The 21111-nt window shown below is 66.9% G+C and carries 16 protein-coding genes; 3 read left to right on the top strand and 13 right to left on the bottom strand.

The window, feature by feature from the left end; translation table 11 throughout:
- Positions 1 to 73 precede the first annotated feature (73 nt).
- The 13 genes from ACSAMQ_RS00080 to ACSAMQ_RS00020 all read right to left on the bottom strand — a co-directional run bounded on the left by ACSAMQ_RS00080 (position 74) and on the right by ACSAMQ_RS00020 (position 18659).
- Positions 74 to 2974 (bottom strand): TonB-dependent receptor plug domain-containing protein, encoded by a 2901-nt coding sequence (locus ACSAMQ_RS00080; RefSeq protein ID WP_435393673.1) that lies wholly within the window; start codon positions 2972 to 2974, stop codon positions 74 to 76.
- A 1115-nt stretch (positions 2975 to 4089) separates the two neighbouring features.
- Complete coding sequence (locus ACSAMQ_RS00075; protein ID WP_435393880.1) at positions 4090 to 4818, bottom strand: copper homeostasis protein CutC; 729 nt, start codon at positions 4816 to 4818, stop codon at positions 4090 to 4092.
- A gap of 8 nt (positions 4819 to 4826) precedes the next feature.
- Complete coding sequence (locus ACSAMQ_RS00070; protein WP_435393672.1) at positions 4827 to 5867, bottom strand: N(4)-(beta-N-acetylglucosaminyl)-L-asparaginase; 1041 nt, start codon at positions 5865 to 5867, stop codon at positions 4827 to 4829.
- A gap of 232 nt (positions 5868 to 6099) precedes the next feature.
- Positions 6100 to 7272, bottom strand: a complete 1173-nt coding sequence (locus ACSAMQ_RS00065; protein ID WP_435393671.1) for an XVIPCD domain-containing protein — start codon at positions 7270 to 7272, stop codon at positions 6100 to 6102.
- A 226-nt stretch (positions 7273 to 7498) separates the two neighbouring features.
- Positions 7499 to 8281, bottom strand: coding sequence for a uroporphyrinogen-III C-methyltransferase (cobA, locus tag ACSAMQ_RS00060; protein WP_435393879.1), 783 nt, complete (start codon positions 8279 to 8281; stop codon positions 7499 to 7501).
- Positions 8282 to 8358: 77 nt separating this feature from the next.
- Positions 8359 to 11196, bottom strand: a complete 2838-nt coding sequence (locus ACSAMQ_RS00055) for a nitrate reductase (protein ID WP_435393670.1) — start codon at positions 11194 to 11196, stop codon at positions 8359 to 8361.
- Positions 11196 to 11540 carry a nitrite reductase small subunit NirD gene (gene nirD, locus ACSAMQ_RS00050; protein WP_435393669.1) on the bottom strand — a complete coding sequence of 115 codons (345 nt, stop codon included), beginning with the start codon at positions 11538 to 11540 and terminating at the stop codon, positions 11196 to 11198. Before nirD ends, ACSAMQ_RS00055 begins: the two co-directional genes overlap by 1 nt.
- Before the next feature lie 3 nt (positions 11541 to 11543).
- Positions 11544 to 13997, bottom strand: coding sequence for a nitrite reductase large subunit NirB (nirB, locus tag ACSAMQ_RS00045; protein ID WP_435393668.1), 2454 nt, complete (start codon positions 13995 to 13997; stop codon positions 11544 to 11546).
- 20 nt (positions 13998 to 14017) lie between these two features.
- On the bottom strand, positions 14018 to 15187 hold the full coding sequence (locus ACSAMQ_RS00040) for a nitrate/nitrite transporter (RefSeq protein WP_435393878.1): 1170 nt from the start codon (positions 15185 to 15187) through the stop codon (positions 14018 to 14020).
- A 915-nt stretch (positions 15188 to 16102) separates the two neighbouring features.
- On the bottom strand, positions 16103 to 16363 hold the full coding sequence (locus tag ACSAMQ_RS00035) for a hypothetical protein (RefSeq protein ID WP_435393667.1): 261 nt from the start codon (positions 16361 to 16363) through the stop codon (positions 16103 to 16105).
- A 552-nt stretch (positions 16364 to 16915) separates the two neighbouring features.
- Positions 16916 to 17515 carry a hypothetical protein gene (locus tag ACSAMQ_RS00030; protein WP_435393666.1) on the bottom strand — a complete coding sequence of 200 codons (600 nt, stop codon included), beginning with the start codon at positions 17513 to 17515 and terminating at the stop codon, positions 16916 to 16918.
- Positions 17516 to 17563: 48 nt separating this feature from the next.
- Positions 17564 to 18169, bottom strand: a complete 606-nt coding sequence (locus ACSAMQ_RS00025; protein ID WP_435393665.1) for a hypothetical protein — start codon at positions 18167 to 18169, stop codon at positions 17564 to 17566.
- Positions 18170 to 18272: 103 nt separating this feature from the next.
- Positions 18273 to 18659 (bottom strand): hypothetical protein, encoded by a 387-nt coding sequence (locus tag ACSAMQ_RS00020; RefSeq protein WP_435393664.1) that lies wholly within the window; start codon positions 18657 to 18659, stop codon positions 18273 to 18275.
- A 294-nt stretch (positions 18660 to 18953) separates the two neighbouring features.
- Here ACSAMQ_RS00020 and ACSAMQ_RS00015 point away from each other — a divergent pair, with 294 nt between their 5' ends.
- From ACSAMQ_RS00015 to ACSAMQ_RS00005, 3 genes are all read left to right on the top strand, one after another.
- Positions 18954 to 19715 (top strand): glutathione S-transferase N-terminal domain-containing protein, encoded by a 762-nt coding sequence (locus ACSAMQ_RS00015; RefSeq protein ID WP_435393663.1) that lies wholly within the window; start codon positions 18954 to 18956, stop codon positions 19713 to 19715.
- A gap of 243 nt (positions 19716 to 19958) precedes the next feature.
- The gene (locus ACSAMQ_RS00010; RefSeq protein ID WP_435393662.1) at positions 19959 to 20432 is read left to right on the top strand and encodes a DUF1456 family protein; all 474 of its coding nucleotides are present in this window, start codon (positions 19959 to 19961) and stop codon (positions 20430 to 20432) included.
- A 463-nt stretch (positions 20433 to 20895) separates the two neighbouring features.
- A partial coding sequence (locus tag ACSAMQ_RS00005) for a hypothetical protein (protein WP_435393661.1) occupies positions 20896 to 21111 on the top strand: 216 nt, incomplete at its 3' end.

Genomic DNA, 21111 nt, shown 5'->3' with positions numbered 1-21111 from the left:
GCCTTGCCCTGCCTGTGGTGTTGGGGGATGCCGTGGCGGCGGCGCTGGCGCCGCCGCCACGGATTGGCCTGCCTTAGTTGAAGTCCAGCACGTATTCGATCGCGACCTCGCGGCCGACCGGGCTGAAGATGCGGTCGGCGATGAAGGCGAAGTCCTTCTTGTACGGGTCCTTGTCTTCGTTGACTTCGTCGAAGATGTTGCTGACGTAGAAGTTGACCTTGGCCTTCTCGGTGATCTGGTAGCCCGCGCTGAGGTTCCAGGTAATCGCCGGTCCGACGCGGCCGTAGTACTTCTTGGTCGCCTGGCCGTAGGTCGGGCTGGCCGAGTCGTTGTCGACGCAGTTGTCGGAGTTGGGCACGTAGCCGTCGGAGAACGGCAGGCAGCCGTTGAAGCGCACGCTCGGCACGCTGCCGACGCGGTCGGCGTAAACGGTCGCGTTCCACTTCTCGCGCTGCCAGTTGACGCTGCCGCGGAACTTGCTGCGCGGCTCGTCGTTGCGCTTGTCCTGCATTTCTTCGCTGGCGTCGGTGCGGGTCTCGAGCTTGAGCAGGTTGGTGTAGTTCAGGCCCAGGCTGAAATCGCCCCAGCGCTCGGTGGTGAAGCGGTACTTCAGCGAGGCGTCCACGCCTTCGACGTTGCGCGCGGCGCGGTTGACCGGGCCGGTGCGGATGTCGGTGACCTGGCCCAGCAGCGGGCCGGCGCCGTCCGGATCGGCGGCACGGGTGACGCGGCCGATCTGCAGCTTGCAGCGGTCCGCGCTCGGCGCGCTGATGCGCGGCTCGCCGGTCGGGGTCTTGCCGGTCAGGCAGTAGGCCTCGTCGAGCAGCACGTCGTTGGCGCCGACGTCGTCGATCTCGTCTTCCAGTTCGATGCGCCAGTAGTCGGTCGACACCGACAGGCCGTCGGTGATGTCCCAGACGAACCCGGCGGTCCAGGAATTACCGGTTTCGTAGTTGAGGTTCGGCGTGCCCTGGCGGGCGATGTTCGCGTCCTCGACCTTGAAGCCGGCGTCCCAGGTGCAATTGCCCTGCTGGCCCGCGCGCAGGCAGTTCAGGTAATCGGTCTGGTCGGCGACCGAGGTGCTCGGCGTGGCGTAGACGAAGTGCATGTCCGGCGCGCGGAAGCTGGTCGCATAGGTGCCGCGCACCAACAGGTTGCTGAAGGGGCGCCATTCCAGGCCGGCGTTGTAGGTCGAAGCGGCGTCGCCGGACACGGCGTCGTACTTATCGTAGCGCCCGGCCACCGATGCGGTCAGCGATTCCAGCAGCGGGATCTTGAACTCGACGCCGGCGGCGTAGTGGTTGCGGGTGCCCGAACCGAGGTCGAGGTTGGCGGTCTGCTCGTACTTGCGGTTGTCGCCGATGGTGTTCGGATCCGGCGCCAGGCTATAGCCCTGCTTGGCCGCTTCGAGTTGCGCGGCGAAGCCGATCGGGCCGGCCCAGCCTTCGAACAGGTCGCCGCTGACGATGAAGTTGGCCGAGGTCAGCCAGGACTCGGCGCGGTTCTTGCCGCGGGTGGTGATCGAGGCGTAATCCTGCGGCGAGATCGGGTTCCACAGGCGGTTGGGGTCGACGCGGTCGCGGTTGGCGCCGAGGAAGTAACGGTCGGCCTCGGCCAGCAGCACGGTCGGGAATTTCTCGTCCACGGTGTATTCGGCGCGGCCGATGCTGAAGTCCCAGTCGAAGCGATCGCCGAACTGACCGCGCAGGCCGGCCGACAAGTCCCAGGACAGTTCGTCGGAACGGGTGTAGCCGCTCTTGGCGCCGCCGATTTCCTGCGGGGTGAAGTAACGCACCAGGTCCAGGTTCGCGCCGACGCCCTGGTCGAAATAGGTCCCGTTCGAGCTCCACGCCGGCATGAAGGTCATGTTGGTGCCGCGCGAACTCCACACGCCGGCGGTGACCCAGCCCTGCATCCCGTTGGCGAAGTCGTAATTGCCGTACAGGTAGCCGGAGCGGTCGTCGCTGCCGTTGCGCAGGGTCCAGTGCTGGAACACCGCGCTCTGGCCGCACTGCCAGCCGGTGTCGCTGATGGTGTTGGCGTTGCGGTTGTAGGTGCGGCGGTTCTGGAGGAAGAACTCGCCGTTGAACTGATCGCAGGCGCCCGGCGGCGGTGCCATGCGGCGGCCGGTGTCGGCGTTGAACATGCGGATGCCGACCGACGGCAGGATGCCGACCTTGCGGTCCTGCGGGTTGAGCGAGGTGGCCGGTGCGTCGAAATCCGAATCCATGAACGGACGCTCGCCCGCCGGCAGCGCTTCGCGGTGGAACCACTGCAGCGCGTAGGTCACGTTCCAGTTGTCGCCGCTGCGGCCGCCGGCCCAGGACAGGTCCATCGAATCGCGGCCGCCGCGGGTCGAGGTGCCGCCGCGGATCTTGACCTGGTCGCCCTGGAATTCCTTCTTGAGGATCACGTTGATCACGCCCGCGACCGCGTCGGAGCCGTAGATCGCCGAGGCGCCGCTGGCGAGCACCTCGATGCGCTCGACGATCGCGGTCGGGATGTTGTTGAAGTTGGCGAAGTTGCTCTTGCCCTGGTACGGCAGCGGGTAGTCGACGACGCGGCGGCCGTTGATCAGCAGCAGGCTGCGGCCCGGGCCCATGTTGCGCAGGTTGAGCGGGCTGGCGTTGACCGTGTGCTGCCCCCAGGCGATGTCCGACTCGACCGTGCCCATGGCTTCGGTCAGGGTGGTCAGCGCGTCGTAGACGGTGTTGAAACCTTCCTTCTCGATCTGCGCGGCGGTGATGGTGAAAACCGGCGCCGGTCCTTCGATCTCGCTGCGCTTGATGCGCGAGCCGGTGACGGTGACCTTGTCGATTTCGGTTGGCTTGTTCGCCCGGCTGCTCTCGTCGGCGCCCGCGCTGGCCTGATCGGCCGGGGTCTCGGCGGACTGCGCCTGCGCCATGGCGGGCGCGAACAGGATCGACAACAAAGCACCGGTCAGTGCGCTGCGTCGCAGGGTGGAATGGCTCATCTTCGCGGTGCTCCCCAAGAATAAAGTGGACTGCAATGGCGACCGCTCCCTGGTCTCTAAAGGCTTTTCTCTCGATCTAAGTAAACTGCCCGGCGAACCCCGAAAGGTCCTCCCGGCATACCCAACCCCCAAATTGGATCGATCTAAATTAACCACAACCTGGGACCGCGATGCATGACGCGGCGCAGCAATGAGGGTGTGCTAGGGAGCGCACACGGACGCCCGCGGGGGCCTCTCAACCTCCCCTCCGCCGGTAAGTGATTGTTTTGCCGAGTCTGGCGACAGGCGCGAAGGCCGAGACGGCTTGGCCTGCCAGGATCGATTTTTGAGTCGGCCCCCCACCGACTCCTCGCCGCCTGCGCTCGCTGCGCGAACCGGTCGGCCTGTTGGATTGGGTCCCCTGCTCCAGTCGACGGTCAACCCTTGGCGGTGAGGCCTAGGCACCCCCTAGGCGCGACGTAAGTCGCGACCACGGGACGCGCTGGCGCGCCAAGGCCGAGGTCAGCCATCGAAGCGGCGTGCTTTCGCCAGGGTAGGAGCGGCGCAAGCCGCGACATCGCTCTGGCGGTCTTGCGGCGCCTCTCTCGTCTAATAGATCAGGATCAAGATCAAACCCAAAGCTTCCGCCACTAAAGCGGCGGGTTACTTTCTTTTGTCTAAAGCAACAAAAGAAAGGTAACCAAAGAAGTTGCTTTTGTTTTGAATCACTAGCCCGCACGAGCGATGTCGACGCAGGGCTCTACATACGGGACATCCCTGTCCCGATGAAAAAGGCGCGCATCCCTGCGCGCCGCCCTCCGGGTCTTCGATGGCCTTCGCGAGTGCTCGGCGACGCACAGCAGCAGCGAAGCGAAAGCGACCAATGGAATCCGAGCGCGGCGCGCCCCCCTGTAGGAGCGGCGTAAGCCGCGACCGCGGGATGCGCTGGCACGCCAAGGCCGAGGTCACCCATCGAAGCGGCGCACTTTCGCCAGGGGTAGGAGCGGCGCGAGCCGCGACCGCGAATCTGCGGCCGCCGGCGCGGGCGATCGGGGTTGCGGTTGCCTAGTCGCGACATACGCCGCTCCCGCAAAAGCGCGGCAACTGCACGAGCCAACCGCCAAACCGATACCCCGCTATCCCCGCAATGCGCCCACCAACGCCCGCACCCTTCCCTCGTCGCTCTGTTCCCAATCCACCGCCAACCCCGCCAGCGCTTCGTTGCGATAACGCATCGCCGAGCGCTTCGGTGTCTTGGCCGATGCGTGCAGTTCGTCGACACCGGCACGTTCTGCCAAGGCCAGGATGTTCTGCGGGGTGACGCCGGCGCCGGCCATCAGGCTGATGCGCCCGGCCGCCTGCGCCGCCAGTGCGGCGATGCGGTCGGCACCGGTCCAAGCGTCGGCAGCGGCGCCCGAGGTCAGGATCCGTTCGCAGCCCAGGGCGATCGCGGCCTCCAGCGCCCGGCCCTGGTCGCGTGCGGCATCGAAGGCGCGATGAAAGGTCACGCCGAGCGGGCCGGCCGCGACGATCAACTCGCGGCACAGCGCACTGTCGACCTCGCCGTCGGCGTCGAGCGCGCCGATCACCACGCCGTCGCAACCGAGCCGGACGCAGGTTTCGACGTCGGCGCGCATCACCGCGAGCTCGGATTCGCCGTAGAGGAAATCGCCGCCGCGCGGGCGGATCAGTACGTACAGAGGAATGCGCAGACGCTCGCGGGCGACTGCCAGGGTGCCGTAGGACGGCGTGGTGCCGCCCTCGCCCAGGTTTTCGCACAGTTCGACCCGGTCGGCGCCGCCGGCTTGCGCGGCGAGCGCGGAACCGAGCGAGTTCGCCGAGATCTCCAGGCTGCGCCGGCTCATCGCGGCGCTCACGTCTGTTCGGTCGTGTAGACCGAACGCGAGTCGAGCAAAGCGTCGCGCTTGCCGGCATCGCAGACCGCATAGACGAAACCGCGGTGCAGCGCATGCGCGCCGACCTCGCCGTGCTTGTTGATCGCCAGGAAACAGACCTGCAGGGTCTTGCTGGCCTGCGGGCGCTTGCGCACCAGCCGGTCGATCGCTTCGCGGCAGGCCTCGTCCGGGCTGCGGCCCTGGCGCATCAGCTCGACCACCAGGAAGCTCGCGGCGTTGCGCAGCATTTCCTCGCCGACGCCGGACGCGGTCGCGGCGCCGACTTCGTTGTCGACGTACAGGCCGGCGCCGACGATCGGACTGTCGCCGACCCGGCCGTGCAACTTCCAGGCCATGCCGCTGGTGGTGCAGGCGCCGGCGAGCTTGCCGGCGGCGTCGATGGCGAGGATGCCGAGGGTGTCGTGATTGCTGCTGTCGCCGGGCTTGGCGGTGTCGAGGCGCTCGGCGTTGATCTTCGGCTCGTACTTCGAAGTCTTGCGCCATTCCTGCCACGCCGCACGGGCCTTGTCGGTCAACAAGGCCTGTTTCGGGAAGCCCTGCTCGACCGCGAACTGCTGAGCGCCGGCGCCGACCAGCAACACGTGCGGCGTGCGTTCCATGACCCGGCGCGCGACGCTGACCGGATGGGCGATGTCCTCGAGCGCGGCAACCGCGCCGCAACGGCCGTCGCCGTCCATGATGCTGGCGTCCAGGGTCAGCACGCCGTCGCGGTCGGGGTTTCCGCAGCGGCCGACGGTGTTGTTGCACAACTCGGATTCGGCCCAGCGCGCGCCGGCCTCGACCGCATCGAGCGCGGAGCCGCCGCCGGCGAGCACCGGCCAAGCGGCCTGGTTGGCGCCTACCCCGAAATCCCAGGTCGATACCACCCTCGCGCCGGCCGCCGTCTTGCGGGCCGCGTCGGTCTTGGCGGTCGCGGACGCCGGCGCGGCCAGCGTCGGCAAGGCGACGCTGGATGCGGCCAGCAGGGAGCTGTGCAGGAAATCTCGGCGTGAGGTCATTGTGGTTTCGATGCGGGCGCGCGCGGCGCGGATCGCCGACACGCTAGCCGCCGCTGCCGGGCTGTGCAACTTTGCCGCCCCGGCCGGACGCCTCTAAACAGGATTACGCATTACGTAATTCTGCGTAATGGCCAGGCATCGAGGATCGCCGACCGTCTGCCGCCACCGCGCGGACCGAACCGGCGACGCGGTTCGGTCCCCAGGTCCGACGGCGTCCGGATACGACGCGCTTTCAGATATGGCGCGGATTGGTTTGAGTCGGCGCCTGCTCGCCGCCTGACGGAGTCTGTTGGCGGTTCAGCGCTTCGTGCTGGTTGATGTTCTGGATCAACTGCTGACCCGGGATGCCGCTCGGCAGGGCGCCCTCGACCTTGGCGTACTTCGCGGTGGGGTCGCCGAGTTTGCCCTCGACCAGGAAATGGCCCTTGCCGCCGTCCGTCTCCGGCACGATGTGATCGACCTTCGACAGTCCGCCTTTCTGGGCGGCGCCGGCCAGATCGGCGACGTCGCGATGGTGCAGCGCTTCTCGTACCGTGCCGATGCCGTGCAGCTTGAGCAGATGCTTGCCCCCGTCCATGGCTTCGAATATGGGACGCGCCACGTCGAGGTCGGGATCCTCGCCGGGTTCGTAGCCGCGCAAGCCGCTATGCTGCTGCGGCTTGAACTCGAACTTCGGCCCCTGCAGCTCCAGGTTCTGCTTCGGCGCCACCAACGGCACCACGCCGGTGTTTTGCAGGCTCTGCAAAGGCTCGCCGTCGACCACCAGATTGGTCACCGAAGGGCCGCCCTTGCCGTTGTGGAAGTTCTCGGGGTTGAAGCCGTAGCTCTTGAGCGTGCCCGGGCTCGGCCAGGCCGGGTTCGCGGTGACGCAATCGACGCCGATCGCATGCGAGACCAGCAAGGCCTGGCCGCCTCCCTTGGAATGGCCGGTGACCCCGACCAGGCTCGGGCCGAGTGCGGCGCTGACTTCCTTGCCGAGCACCATCGACTGCTCGTGTTGCTCGCTCTTCAGGCCGAGCGCCTGGCGGAAATTCGCGGACCAGTCGCCGAGTTTCGCCGTGCCGCGGTAATCCAGTACATAGCCTTCCGATTCGGTTGCGGTGCCGGGCTTGCGATACAAGGTCGCGTGCATCCCGCTGGGATTGCCGTGGAATTTTTCCGGATCCAGATTGAGTTTCTTCAGCGTCTCGTCGTCGACACGCTCCCATTCGCCGGTCTTGCCGGTGCTCTTGGGCTGGTAACCGTCCTGCATGATCGCCGCGGCGCTGGCCGGATCGAGTTTGGGCCGTTGCGGAATCGGCTCCGGTTGCAACGGCGGAGGCTGCGCGTTGCGTTGGAAGCGGCTGAAGAAATTGCTGAGAAACCCGGGCGATGAACCGGAGCCGGTCGGATCGGGAGTCGACATGGAAGGTCTCCTGAGAAATGGCGCGGTCGTCTGTTTGCGCATGCCGTGGGCACGCCAGGCGCGATGCCCGGGCTTGCCCGCACCTGCAGTGCTACGCAAAGTATCCGGCGCAGCGGTCATCCAGGCGGACCGAGGTCACACTCGCGGCCGAACGCCGCGCAAAGGCTCCCGGCGCAGCCGCGGTCTCGCCGGTGGCGGCGATGACGCCCTCAGTCGACGCGGTCGTTCAGGGCAGACCGACTCGGCCGGCGTCCGCTCTCGTACCGGGCGCTTCGACGACCGCTTCGGCCAGCGCCGCACCGACGAGGATCACCCCCGGCCGGCCGCTGCCCAGGCTTATGTCCATGCCCATGCCCATGCCTATGCCGAGTCCCACGGCGTCGGCGGCGAGTCGCGCCAGTGTCGTCAACAAACGCGTTTCGCCGGCCTGGCTTGCGCCCTGCACGATGGCCGCCGGTGTCTGCGCCGGCAGGTGCCGCAGCAACCCGTCCGCGATCGCGGCGATGCGGCTCATGCCCATGTAGATCGCCAGGGTGGTGCCGGTGGCCGCGAGTGCGCCCCAATCCGGTTCGCCGTGATCGTGGGTGTGCGCGGTGACGAAGGTGATGCCATGGCAGTGATCGCGATGGGTCAAGGACACGCCCAGACTCGCCGCGGCGGCGAAGCCGGCGCTGATGCCGTTGACGATGCGTACTTCGATGCCGGCGCGGCGCAGGAAATCGATCTCCTCGCCGGCGCGGCCGAACAACAGCGCGTCGCCGCCCTTGACCCGCACCACCCGCTGCCCCTGCAGCGCATAACGCCGCATCAACCGGCAGATGAAGGCCTGCGGCGTCGAGCGGCAACCGCTCCGCTTGCCCACCCGGATCACCCGCGCCGACGGCGCCAGTTCGACGATGCCCGGGTCGACCAGTTCGTCGAGCAGCACGACCTCGGCGGCCGCCAATGCTTTCGCTGCCTTGATCGTCAACAACTCCAGGTCGCCGGGGCCGGCCGACAGCAACACCACTTCGCTGGGCGCGCGCCGCGACGGGTCGGAAACGATGCGATCCATGATGACTCCGTGTTGAGGGCGGGGATTCGCGGTCAGGCCGGCGCGGCTTGGCGGCACAGTTGGCTCAGTTGCGGCCCGCAGGAACCGCAGACCGTGCCGCAGCCCAGGCGCTGCTTGAGCGCGGCCACATCGGCGCCGCGCGAGATCTCGGCGCGGATGCTCGACTCGCGGATCTGCAGGCAGTCGCATACCACCGCGTCGCGCGCGCCGCCGCCGCTGCCGGACTGGGCGAAGACCGCCAGACGCGACCCATTCCAGGCATGCCCGGACAAAGCGCTACCGAGCAAGGCCGAACCGAGCAGGGCCTCGCCGGCGCCATGACGCTGGGCATCGGTCAGCAGCAGTCCGTCGATGCGGTGATCGGCGCTGTCGGCGCGCCAGCACACCCGCTTCAACAGGCCGCGGCGCGCATCGCGGTACTCCAGGGTGTCGCGGCCAGCGCGCAACTGCAGCGCATCGCTCAGGGCCTCCAGCCATTCCGCCGGCGGCGCGGTTTCGCGGGCCGCCCGCAACACCAGCCAGGCCGGACCGTCGGCCCTGCCGCCACGGCTGTCGGCGACCGCCTCCGCGCTGAAACCGAGCGCGGCGAAACCGCAATCCTTCAGCAGCGGCTGCACCGCCGCCTGCAAACCCAAGGCATCGCCGCGCCGCGCCGCGAGCAGATGCCAGCCGAAATCGGCTTTCTCGATCCGCACCGCCGCATGCTTGAGCTCGGGCTGCAGCGAACGCGCGTCCACCGCCGGCTGGCTGACTTCGTTGATGCCGCCGCTGGACAGGAACTGCCCGCTCCAATGCATCGCCGCGAACACGGTGCCGGAGGCGACCTCGTCGGACAGTTCCAAGGGCAGTACCAGTTCGCCGCGCTTGCTGACGACTTTGACCAGATCGCCCTGCGCGAGTCCGCGCCGCGCCGCGTCCTGCGGCTGCATGCGCAGCCCCGGTTCCGGACTGTGCGCGAACGCGGCCGGCACCCGCCCGCTGCGCGACATGCCGTGCCATTGGTCGCGCAGGCGGCCGGTCAGCAGGCGCAGCGGGAAGCGTGCCGAAGTCGCTTCGGCCACCGGCCGGTACGGCGTGGCATGAAACCGCGCACGGCCGTCGGCGGTGGCGAACACTCCGTCGGCGTAACGGCGCGCCTGCCCCTGTGCGGCGCCGGCCGGCAACGGCCATTGCTGCGGCCCCTGCGCTTCCAGGCGCGCGTAGTCGAGCCCGCCGATGTCGTGGTCGCGGCCGACGGTAAGGCGGCGATGTTCGTCGAAGATCTGCGCCGGTTGCTTGAAATCGAACAAGGGCGCGGCCCCCGGCGGGCCCAAGCGCGCTTCCAGGCGCCGCGCCACTTCGTTGGCGATCCACCAGTCCGGCTTGGCTTGCCCCGGCGCCGGCACCGCCGCGCGCACCCGCGAAATGCGCCGTTCGGAATTGGTCACCGTGCCGTCCTTCTCGCCCCAACTCGCCGCCGGCAGCAACACATCGGCATAGGGCACGGTGTCGGTGTTGCGGAACGCCTCCTGCACGATCACATACTCGGCCTGCCGCAGCGCTTCGCGCACCTGACCGATGTCGGGCATGGAATGCACGGGGTTGGTGCAGGCGATCCACACCGCCTTGACCCGGCCGCTGCGCAAGCCTTCGAACAAGGCCACCGCGGACAAGCCGGGCGTGGCCGACAGGCTGTGCGCGGGCAGCCCCCACAGCGCTTCGAGGTCGGCGCGGTCGCCGGCGTGGCCGATCTCGCGGTGTGCGGCGAGCATCGTCGCCATGCCGCCGACCTCGCGTCCGCCCATCGCATTGGGTTGGCCGGTCAACGAAAACGGCCCCGCACCGGGCTTGCCGATCTGGCCGGTGGCCAGGTGCAGGTGAATCAACGCCAGGTTCTTGTCGGTGCCGTGCGCCGATTGGTTCAGGCCCATGCAGTACAGCGACAAGGCCGCGGCTTCGCGGCCGAACCACTCCGCCGCCTGGATCAGGTCGGCGACCGGGATGCCGCACAACTCCGCGGCCGTGCGCGGAGTGTAGTCCCGCAGCAGTTGCTTGAGTTCGGCATAGCCGTCGGTGTGTTCGGCGATGAACGCGGCATCGACCCGCCCTTCCCAGATCAAGTGATGCAGCATGCCGTTGAACAGCGCCACATCGGTGCCGGGCTGGATCTGCAGATGCAGGTCGGCCATCGCCGCGGTGTCGGTGCGGCGCGGGTCGATCACGACCCAGCGCACCTCGGGATCGCGTTCGCGCGCCGCTTCCAGCCGTCGGAACAGCACCGGATGCGCATAGGCCATGTTGCTGCCGGCGAACAGCACGGTCTTGGCCAGTTCCAGGTCTTCGTAGCAGGTCGGCGGGCCGTCCGCTCCGAGCGCCAGCTTGTAGCCGGTAACCGCGCTCGACATGCACAGGCGGGAATTGGTGTCGATGTTGTTGGTGCCGAGCAGCCCCTTGGCGAGCTTGTTGAAGACGTAGTAGTCCTCGGTCAGCAACTGCCCGGAGAGATAGAACGCGACCGCATCGGGCCCGTGCTGCTGGACGATGCCGGCCAGGCGATCGGCCACCGTGTCCAGCGCCAGCGCCCAGTCGACCGGGCGGCGCGGCTCCTGGCGTAGATACCGCAATTCCGGCATCAACAGGCGCCCGCTCAGACTGCTCGCGGTCTGCGGCAGGCTGCGGCCCTTGGTGCACAGACGGCCGTGGTTGGCCGGATGCTCGGGGTCGCCTTCGATGCCGACGATGCGGCTGCCGTCGGCGTCGTGTTCGGCGTCGATCAATACCCCGCAGCCCACCCCGCAATAACAACACACCGAGCGCGTGCGGCTGCGCCTCAACGGCGCCGCCGGTGCCGGCGTGATTTCGATCTCCTCGCGCAGCGCCGGCTCGTCCATCAGCCACCTCCCCCCGCCGGGTCGCCGAGCGCCAGCCAGACGTCGTCGCCGTCGATGCATACCGGGAACTTGCGCGCGCAGCCGACGTCGGGCGCGCAGGCTTCGCCGCTGGCCAGGGCGATATTCCAGCCATGCAGCGGACAGGTGACGCTGTCGCCGGCGACGATGCCCTGCGACAGCGGCCCGCCCTTGTGCGGGCAGCGGTCGACCATCGCGAACACGCGGTCGCCGGCAGTGCGGAACAAGGCGATGTTATCGGCCCCGGCCACTTCCAACACGCGCGCGCCCAACACCGGGATGTCGTCGAGCCGGCATACCCGCAGCCAGGAGGCAGTCGATTCCATGGCTCAGGCCTCCGCGTCGACGAGCGTGGCGGGAATGCGCAGCGGCTGGAACTCGCGCGGCCGCGCCCCGGCGATGCGCGCGGCCCAGGGGTCGGGCAAACCTTCCAGCGCATACAGCAGGCGCTCGAACAAGGCCTTGCGGTTAGCGGCGTCCTCGACCACGCGCTGGACGATGTAGTCCATGCCGACGCGGGCGATGTAATGCACGGTGCGGTCGAGGTAATAAGCCTCTTCCCGGTACAACTGCAGGAACGCGCCGGTGTATTCGCGCACCTCCTCGCTGGTCTTGACCTTGACCAGGAAGCGCGCGACCTCGGTCTTGATGCCGCCGCTGCCGCCGATGTGGATCTCCCAGCCCGAGTCCACGGCGATGATGCCGACGTCCTTGATCCCGGATTCGGCGCAGTTGCGCGGGCAGCCCGACACCGCGAGCTTGACCTTGTGCGGGCTCGACATATTGGCGAGCATGGTTTCCAGCTCGATCCCCATCCGGGTGCTGTTCTGGGTGCCGAAGCGGCAGAACTCGCTGCCGACGCAGGTCTTCACCGTGCGGATCGACTTGCCGTAGGCGTGGCCGGAATTCATGCCGAGGTCTTTCCACACATCGACCAGGTCTTCTTTCTTGATGCCCAGCAGGTCGATGCGCTGGCCGCCGGTGACCTTGAGCATCGGCACCGCGTACTTGTCGGCGACGTCGGCGATGCGGCGCAGTTCGCCGGCGTTGGTCACCCCGCCTTTCATCTGCGGGATCACCGAGAAAGTGCCGTCCTTCTGGATGTTGGCGTGGGCGCGTTCGTTGATGAAGCGCGACTGCGGGTCGTCGACCGCTTCGCGCGGCCAGGTCGAGAGCAGGTAATAGTTGATCGCCGGCCGGCAGGTCGCGCAGCCGTTCGGCGTGCGCCATTCCAGGAAGGCATAGGCCGCGGCATGGGTGAACAAGCGATGCTCCCGGATCGCCTTGCGCACATCGCCGTGGCTGTGGTCGGTGCAGGCGCAGACCGCCTTGGTCTTCGGGGTTTCCTGGAAGTTCGAGCCCAGGCAGTTCATCAGGATCTGCTCGACCAGGCCGGTGCAGGAGCCGCAGGAACTCGCCGCCTTGGTCTGCTTCTTGACCTCGTCGACGGTGAACAGTCCCTGCTCGTTGATTGCCTTGACGATGGCGCCCTTGCACACGCCGTTGCAGCCGCAGACCTCGTCGCGGTCGTTCATCGCGCTGGCCCGGTTCTGCCCGGCGGTGCCGGAATCGCCTAGCGCCTTCTCGCCGAACATCAGCTGGTCGCGGCGGTCGTCGATGCGGCTGCCGTCCTTGAGCAGCTTGAAGTACCAACCGCCGTCGTTGGTGTCGCCGTACAGGCAGGCGCCGATCAGGCGGTCGTCCTTGATCACCAGCTTCTTGTAGACGCCGCCGGCCGGATCGGACAGGACGATCTCCTCGCTGCCGTCGCCGCCCATGAAGTTGCCGGCCGAGAACAGGTCGATGCCGGTGACCTTGAGCTTGGTCGAGGACACCGAGCCGCTGTAGATGCCGATACCGTAGTTGGCCAGGTGATTGGCGCAGACCTTGGCCTGCTCGAACAAGGGCGCGACCAAGCCGTAGGCGATGCCGCGATGGCTGACGCATTCGCCCACCGCATAGACGCGCGGGTCGAAGGTCTGCAGCGAGTCGTCGACCACGATGCCGCGCGCGCAATGGATGCCGGCGGCCTGCGCCAGTTGGATGTTCGGGCGGATGCCGACCGCCATCACCACCAGGTCGGCCGGCTCCTCGCTGCCGTCGGAAAAGCGCACCGCCGTCACCTCGCCCTGCGCGTTGCCGAGCAGTTCCTGGGTCGAGGTGTTGAGGCGAAACTTCAGGCCGCGCTCGGTCAGCGACTTCTCCAGCAACTGCCCGGCAGCCGGGTCGAGCTGGCGTTCGAGCAGCCAGCCGGCCAGGTGCACCACCGTCACCTCCATCCCGCGCTGCTTGAGGCCGTTGGCCGCCTCCAGCCCGAGCAGGCCGCCACCGATCACCACCGCATGCCGCTTGACCTTGGCGGTGTCGATCATCGCTTGGGTGTCATGGATGTCGCGATAGCCGATCACGCCCTTCAGGTCCTTGCCCGGTACCGGCAGCACGATCGGCAGCGAACCGGTGGCGAGCAGCAGGCGGTCGTACTCGGCCTGAGTGCCGTCGGCGGCGACCACCCGCCGCCGCACCCGGTCGATGCGGGCGACTTCCTTGCCCAGGTGCAGACGGATGCCGTGCTCGGCGTACCACGCCAGCGAATTCAGCACGATGTCGTCGAAGGCTTGCTCGCCGGCCAGCACCGGCGACAACAGGATCCGGTTGTAGTTCGGATGCGGCTCGGCGCCGAACACGGTGATGTCGTACATGTCCGGGACCAGCTTCAACAGCTCTTCGAGCGTGCGCGCGCCGGCCATGCCGTTGCCCACCACCACCAATCTGGGTTTCTTCATGAGTTCGCTCCTCGGCCGGGTCAGACGCGCGCGGCGCTGAGCGCCGCCCAACGGTGACGCCACTGATGGCGCAGGCTCGCCAACAAGCCCCAGGCCAACGCCGCGCAACCGGCGAACAGCCACAGGCCCAGCGCATAGCTGCCGGTGTGCTGCTTCAATACGCCCATGCCGGCCGCGAGCAGAAAGCCCCCGATGCCGCCGGCCATGCCGATCAGGCCGGTCATCAGCCCGATGTCGGCGCCGAAACGCTGCGGCACGAGCTGGAACACTGCGCCGTTGCCGGCGCCGAGGCATAGCAGGGTGAGCACGAACAAGGCCACCGTCGCGACCGGCCCGCCGAGGCCGACCGCGGCCACTGCGATCAGGGTCGCGACCGCGAGATACACCGCGAGCAAGGTGCGGGTGCCGCCGACCCGGTCGGCGATCGCGCCGCCGAGCGGCCGCATCACCGAGCCGGCGAGTACGCAGGCCGCGGTCGCCCAGCCGGCGATCTTCGGCTCGAAACCGAACTGATCGTGGAAGTACCCGGGCAAGGCGCTGGCGAAACCGGCGAAGCCGCCGAAGGTGATCGCGTAGAACAGCATGAACCACCACGAGTCGCGGTTGCCGACCAGCACCCGGCCGTAATCGGCCCAGTGCTTGCGCGGCGTCTCGACCGGCGCATCCTTTGCGTAGAGCGCGAACACCGCCAGCACCAACACCAACGGGATGCAGGCCAGGCCGAACACGTTCTGGTAGCCGAACGCCGCCGCCAACGCCGGGGCGAACAAAGCCGCGAGCACCGTGCCCGAATTGCCGGCGCCGGCGATGCCCATCGCCGTGCCCTGGTGCTCGGGTGGATACCAGCGCGAGGCCAACGGCAAGGCGACCGCGAACGAGGCCCCGGCGACACCGAGCATCAGACCGAGCAGCAAGGCCTGAACGAAACTGTCGACGCCGAGCCACCATGCCGCCAGCAAGGCTGCGATCACTACCGCCTGTGCGATCAGGCCCGCGCGCTTGGCGCCGACGCGGTCGGCGAACATCCCCAGGAACAGGCGCAACACCGCGCCGCACAGGATCGGCGCGGCCACCATCAAGGCGCGTTGCTGGGTATCCAGATGCAGCGCCTGGGCGATCTGCACCTGCATCGGCCCGAGCAGGTACCAGACCATGAAACTCAGATCGAAATACAGAAAAGCCGACAACAGCGTGGGCGTATGCCCGGCCCGCCAGAAGGATCGATCCATCCGCGCAATCTCCGAACGGGGCCGCGGCGGGCGCCCGATCCAGGCGTCCCGCAGCGGCCGTGAGGGGGAGAAACGAAAACGGCGTCTTCCCGGTTCGCACCGGAAAGACGCCGTTGTCTTCGACCGACCGGGCCGCCGTTGGCCCGTCTGCCGGAATCAGGTTGTCGCGAATGCGCCGTTGCACCCGCAAGCAAGGCTACGCAATAGCCGTGCCAACTTTGCGCGATGAGCGGCGCGATGGCGGTTCGTCGCGAATTCAGTCACTTGGGCGCGCAACGCGAATGCAGATCCGGTATCTGCGCGAGGCCGCGCTCCAAAATCGAGCAGGCTTGCACCATGTTTGTGCAACGCAGCATCGCGCTGGGTTTGCTGGGGCGGCGCGTCCATACCCCTGTAGGAGCGACGTGAGTCGCCACCGCGGGATGCGCGCTGCTTTCGCGGGGTAGGAGCGGCGCAAGCCGCGACCGCGCCGTTACGGTCTTGCGGCGTATGGATCCAGAAATATCCAGATCAAAATCAAGAGCAAACCCAAAGCTTCCGCCACTAAAGCGGCGGGTTACTTTCTTTTGTCTGAAGCAACAAAAGAAAGTAACCAAAGAAAAATGCTTTGTTTTGAATCACCAGCCCGCACGATCGGTGCATCCGCGGGGCTTTTTCATACGGGACCTCCCTGTCCCGATGAAAAACGGCCCGCATCCCTGCGGGCCGCCCTCCGGGCCTGCTATGGCCTTCGCGAGTGCTCGGCGACGCACAGCACCAGCACGAGCACCAGCAACAGCAACAGCAAAGGCGACGGCGACTACGACCGCAGGTCTTTACGGCGGCAATCCGTCGCTCATCGCATATCTCGGGAGCGCTTTCACTGCGCGACAACCCTCAAGCCGCCGCGACTGCCTCGCACGCCAGCCGGGCCGCGCGCTCGAGCGCTTTCAGGCAACGATCGTGCAGCATGGAGACGTGCTGATCGCTCAAGGTTTCGCTGTGCACGATCAAGGTCACTTGAGTGCCCACGCCCAGCCCCGAGAACAGAGTGCTGTGTATCACTTTGGTACTCGGCGCGTCCGCTCCCGGCTGGGCTTGTGCGATGCCGGATGCAACCGGTATCGCTGTTCTACGACCGACGACTTGGATACTCATGCGAACCTTCCGCTGGCGGATCATTTGTAGCTCGATTGGCTGGGTCGCGATTCCATTCGCAGGCCGGGAGAGCATGCCGCCTACTCGCAGACCGAAACCTGCGCAAGCGATATCTCCGGCGGCTGGCACCGTCCTGATGCCCTTACTCGACTTCGCACACCTGGCTGCACTGCGAGGCCTCAAACGCAGCTTACAAATAAAACGTGATGCATTCCGCAATTCGCTTATGAAAATATCGACTCTAGTAAAGTTGGCACATTAAAGCAGCGCGTCCTCGCGAACCCGGCACATATAGATGTGCCAAGTAGACCATCTTCGTGTCTGCTGACGCGAACGCCGAGGCGCTACGACTTCATGGCCCCCGACTACGTACGGCTCGTGCGTATCGCCCGAAGCGGCGGCTACTCGCTGCCTCGCGCTTGTCATGAGGCGCACGCAGGCGCAAGCGGCGGCCGCACGAACGACGAAGCCGCGCCGGAAAGTCGGCGCGGCTTGCGCAATATTCGTTGACGCCTGGACTCGATCGCAGACGCGAAGGATTCGCCCCTACCCTCACCCGGTCCGGGTATAGCGCATCACCCAGTTGGTTTCCCAGGTCTTTCCGCCATCGGGCGAGAACGCCTGCTCCCATTGCATGCGGTTGTCGCTGATATGGGTGAATATGCCGCGTACCCGCACCGGCTTGCCGTCGTGGTGGTCGTCGGAGAAGAACGTACCGACGCGGCCTTCGAACCGTCCGACGCCGGGCGTGTCGATCTTCACCGGGTTGCGGCCGTCGAGCCACCAGTCGGCCCAGGTCTGGGTCTTGGCATCGAACGCACGCAGGCCCATGCCGCGATACACGCCACCGGCGCGGTAGGACACGCTGTCGTTGAGGTTGGCCACGCCGCCGAGCAGGGACTGGCAATGGGTGGTGCCGTCGAATTCTTCCCAGTCGTTATTGCCCGCCAGCCGATGTTTCAGGCGGCGATGCCTGACGTCCCAGCGGCCGAGAAAGAAATCGAAGTCGCGCTCGGCGCCGGCGCGGCCTTCGCTTGTCTTCGTTGTTGGTCCGGCGGCAGCGGTGTTGCCGGACAGGATCAGTGCGGGTACCGCCGCGAGCGACAGTTGCAGCAGTCGGCGGCGATCGATCGAATCGGTCGAGTCTGTCATGGATGGATTCATTGGTTGAAAACAAATGCGGCGACGGGTCGCGCCGGCTCAATCGGCGGCGGCGGTCTTGGCGTCGACGCGGATGAAATCGGTGACCCAATTGAGTTCCCAGGTCTTGCCGTCGTCGATCGAAAACGCCTGCTCCCAACGCGGCGCGTCCGGGCTGGGCTGCGACCAGGTCACCCGCACCAGCACCGGCTTGCCCTGCATCGTGTCCTTGGCGAAGAACCGTCCCAGGCCACCCTCGAAGCGCCCCTTGTTCGGCGGGCTGAGATCGTCTCCGGGGTTGCGCCCATCGAGCCACCACACCGTCCATTGTCCGGTCTGGGGGTCGTAGGCACGCAGGCTGACGCCGCGATAGGTGCCGCCGGGCATGTTGAAGAGGTTGTCGCCGGTATTGCCCCAGCCGTCCATCAGCGGACGCTGGCTGAAACTGCCGTCGAACTCGATCCACTCGCCGCTGCCGACGAAGCGCTGTTTGAGACGGCGGTGCTTGGTCTTCCAGTGCCCGTTCAAGAAATCGAAATCGTGCAGGCCGGACAGATCCGCCGGTTTCATCGTCTTGGGGGTGTCCTGCGTCGCCATCGCCGCCGGGGCCATGGTCAAGGCCGCCATCCATATCGCGGCGCCGAGCGCGTAACCGATTCGCTTCATCCGACTGTCCTCCTGTGCCTGCGGTGAAAGTAGCAAGCACCGCGGAGGGCGAGACAGGGCCATTAACGCCGAAGCGGCGAGGCCAGTCCGGGTCCGGCCGGTCTTATCGCGACAGCAGCAGGCGTTCGATCTCCTTGCGCTCGTCGAGCGGACGCTGAAAATCGGCCGGGTACACCGGTTGGTAGTCGTCGCCCTTGAGCAGGAAGATGCCGGTCGAACCCGTCACCTGCTCCTGGATGTTGCCCAGCTCGTAATGCCAGGCCGTCCACAGCGGCACGCGCAAGGTCGGCGGCAGCATCGGCGAACGCGTGAACAGCAGCTCCTTCACCCGCAGATTGAAGCGCATCTGGTTTTTTGACCCTGGACCGGTGCGCGCCCTCGGGTCGACGATCGGCTTGCCGCGTCCGTCGACCATGTCCACCGACTCGATGGTCGCGACCACGACATGATCGGCGTGCCTGACCATCTCTTCGAGGGGCTTCGGGGCCACGGACGTAGCCCAAGCTGCGCCGGTGAACAGCAGGACAAATAGCGCCAGGACGTATCTCATGTACTTGCCTCGGGTGATCGCAATCCGACTCATGCGCTTGCCTTTTATTTCGACGTGTCGAACGAGAACGTCCGCTGCTTCGGCAGCCAGTGGCCGACCGGCGTCCTGGCCGACTGCACTCCCGCCAGGCGCGGCATACTCGGCCGGTCCGGGCCTTACTGTATCCAGTCGCCCGGCCGCCAGCCATCGCTCAGGGTGTCGTTCGGACAAGTCCCTCCAGCCAGGAGAAAACGCATGAAGCCAGGCCCTGCAGCGCTCTTGGTCGGCGAGTCGTTCTCGCCTTGGACCCAGAAGGCGCGCTGGGCGCTGGAGTATTGCGGTCTACCCTTCGCCTACCGCGAGTACACCCCGACCCTCAGCGAACCCTGGCTGCGCTGGCGGATGCGGCAGTGGTCGGGCGCGGTCTCGGTGCCGGTGCTGCTGCCGCCGGCGCAGGTCGTGCGCGGTTCCTGGAGCATCGCCCGCCATGCCGATGCCCACGCCGGCGACGGCCGCCTCGGCGATTTCGCCGCGATTGCGGCCTGGAACGAACTCAGCGAAGCCGCGCTCGCCGAAATCCGCACGCGCGTGGTGCGCGGGGTGCTCGCCAGCCCGACGGCCCTCGACGAAGCCCTGGCCGGCCTGTTGCCGGCGCCGCTGCGCCCACCGCTGCGTGTCGTCGCCCGCGATGCCGCGCGCCGGCTCGATCGCAAGTACCGGCATCTGCTCGTGCCCGGCGCACTGCGTCGCGCACTGGAACGATTGCGCGACGGCCTGGCTCGTTCGAGCAGCGGCTATCTGTTCGAGCGCTTCGGCTATGCCGACATCGCCATGGCGGTCGTGCTCGAAGGCATCGCCCCCCTCGCTCGCATCGAACCGCCGCTCGGCCCGGCCAGCCGCCAATGCTGGAGCGACCCGCACCTCGCGCGGGAATTCGGCGACCTGCTGGATTGGCGCGCGTCGCTGGCGCATTCGCCGGCCACGAGCTATTCGCAGTTGTTACCGGTTACGGCCTGACCGTCCGTGCGCGCGTCGTCGCGTGCCGGCGCGGCTCCGGCCGGGAGGCCGTTTTTATGGGGACGGGTCCGCCCCCGACACGACCCCGTTCACCCCTGCGCGGCCAGGGATGCCAAAATGGCCCACCCCCACCACTTTCCTGCGGCCTGCCCGGCCTCGCGCCGGCGTCGCCGGCACGACGAAAGACCCCGAACTCGATATCGCGCCGCTCGGCCGCAACCGGCGTGGCGCCATGGAATACCGATGATCAACAACGACGTATTGCGCAGCATCCGCTACATGCTCGACCTCAGCGACCTCAAGGTCGTCGAGATCGCCAAGCTGGCCGACCCGAACCTGCCCCTGGAAAAGGCCGACATCCAGGCGTTCCTGAAGAAGGAGGACGAGGAAGGCTATGCCGAGTGCAGCAATCTGGTGCTCGCGCATTTCCTCGACGGCCTGGTGTTCCACTATCGCGGCCGCGACGAAAGCCAGCCGCAGCGCCCGGTGGAAAAGCGCGTCACCAACAACGTGGTGTTGAAGAAGCTGCGCGTCGCCTTCGAGTTGAAGGACGTCGACATGCATCAGGCCTTCCAGGACGCTGGCTTCCCCATCTCGAAGCCGGAACTGACCGCCTTGTTCCGCCAGGCCGACCACAAGAATTTCCGCCTGTGCGGCGATCAGCTGCTGCGCAACTTCCTCAAGGGCCTGACCCTGCGCGTGCGCGGCGGCGGCTGAGGCCGCGCCTTTCGCGACCAAGCGGCAAACGCGACGGAGCCGGGCGACGCCGATCCAGGCCGTCATCCATCGCAGGGTAGGAACGGCGCACGCGCGACCACGCGACCCCGTACACCCGCGCCGCCGGCCGCAGGTTCGCGGTCGCGGCTTGCGCCGCTCCTACCCAAGAGCAACCGCGAACCGGCAACGGTTGCCTTTAGCTAGCTCTGGCTGTGGCTGTGGCTGTGCGCAGCTTGGCACTCGCGAAGGCAAAAGAAGACCCAAAGGGCGGCGCGCAGGGATGCGCGCCGTTTTTCATCGGGACAGGGATGTGCCGTATGAAAAATCACGGCGTCGGCGTCGCTCGCGCGGGCCCTTGATTCAAAACAAAGCATTTTTCTTTGGTTACCTTTCTTTTGTTGCTTTAGACAAAAGAAAGTAACCCGCCGCTTTAGTGGCGGAAGCTTTAGGTTTGATCTTGATCTTGACCTTGATGTTGATGTTGATGTTGATGTTGATCTTTGATTTCGCTCGTTTGAGCGATACGCCGCAAGACCGTTACGACGATGTCGCGGCTTGCGCCGCTCCTACCCTGCCAGAGCACGTCGCTTCGACCAATGACGGCGGCCTCGCCGTCTCTGCGCGTCCCGCGGTCGCGACTCACGCCGCTCCTACCGGGGATACACCCAAAGACGAAGCG

Origin of the sequence: Lysobacter sp. 1R34A (assembly GCF_051217035.1) — a bacterium.
Taxonomy (GTDB): domain Bacteria; phylum Pseudomonadota; class Gammaproteobacteria; order Xanthomonadales; family Xanthomonadaceae; genus Lysobacter.
This window is presented reverse-complemented; position numbering and strand designations above follow the sequence as displayed.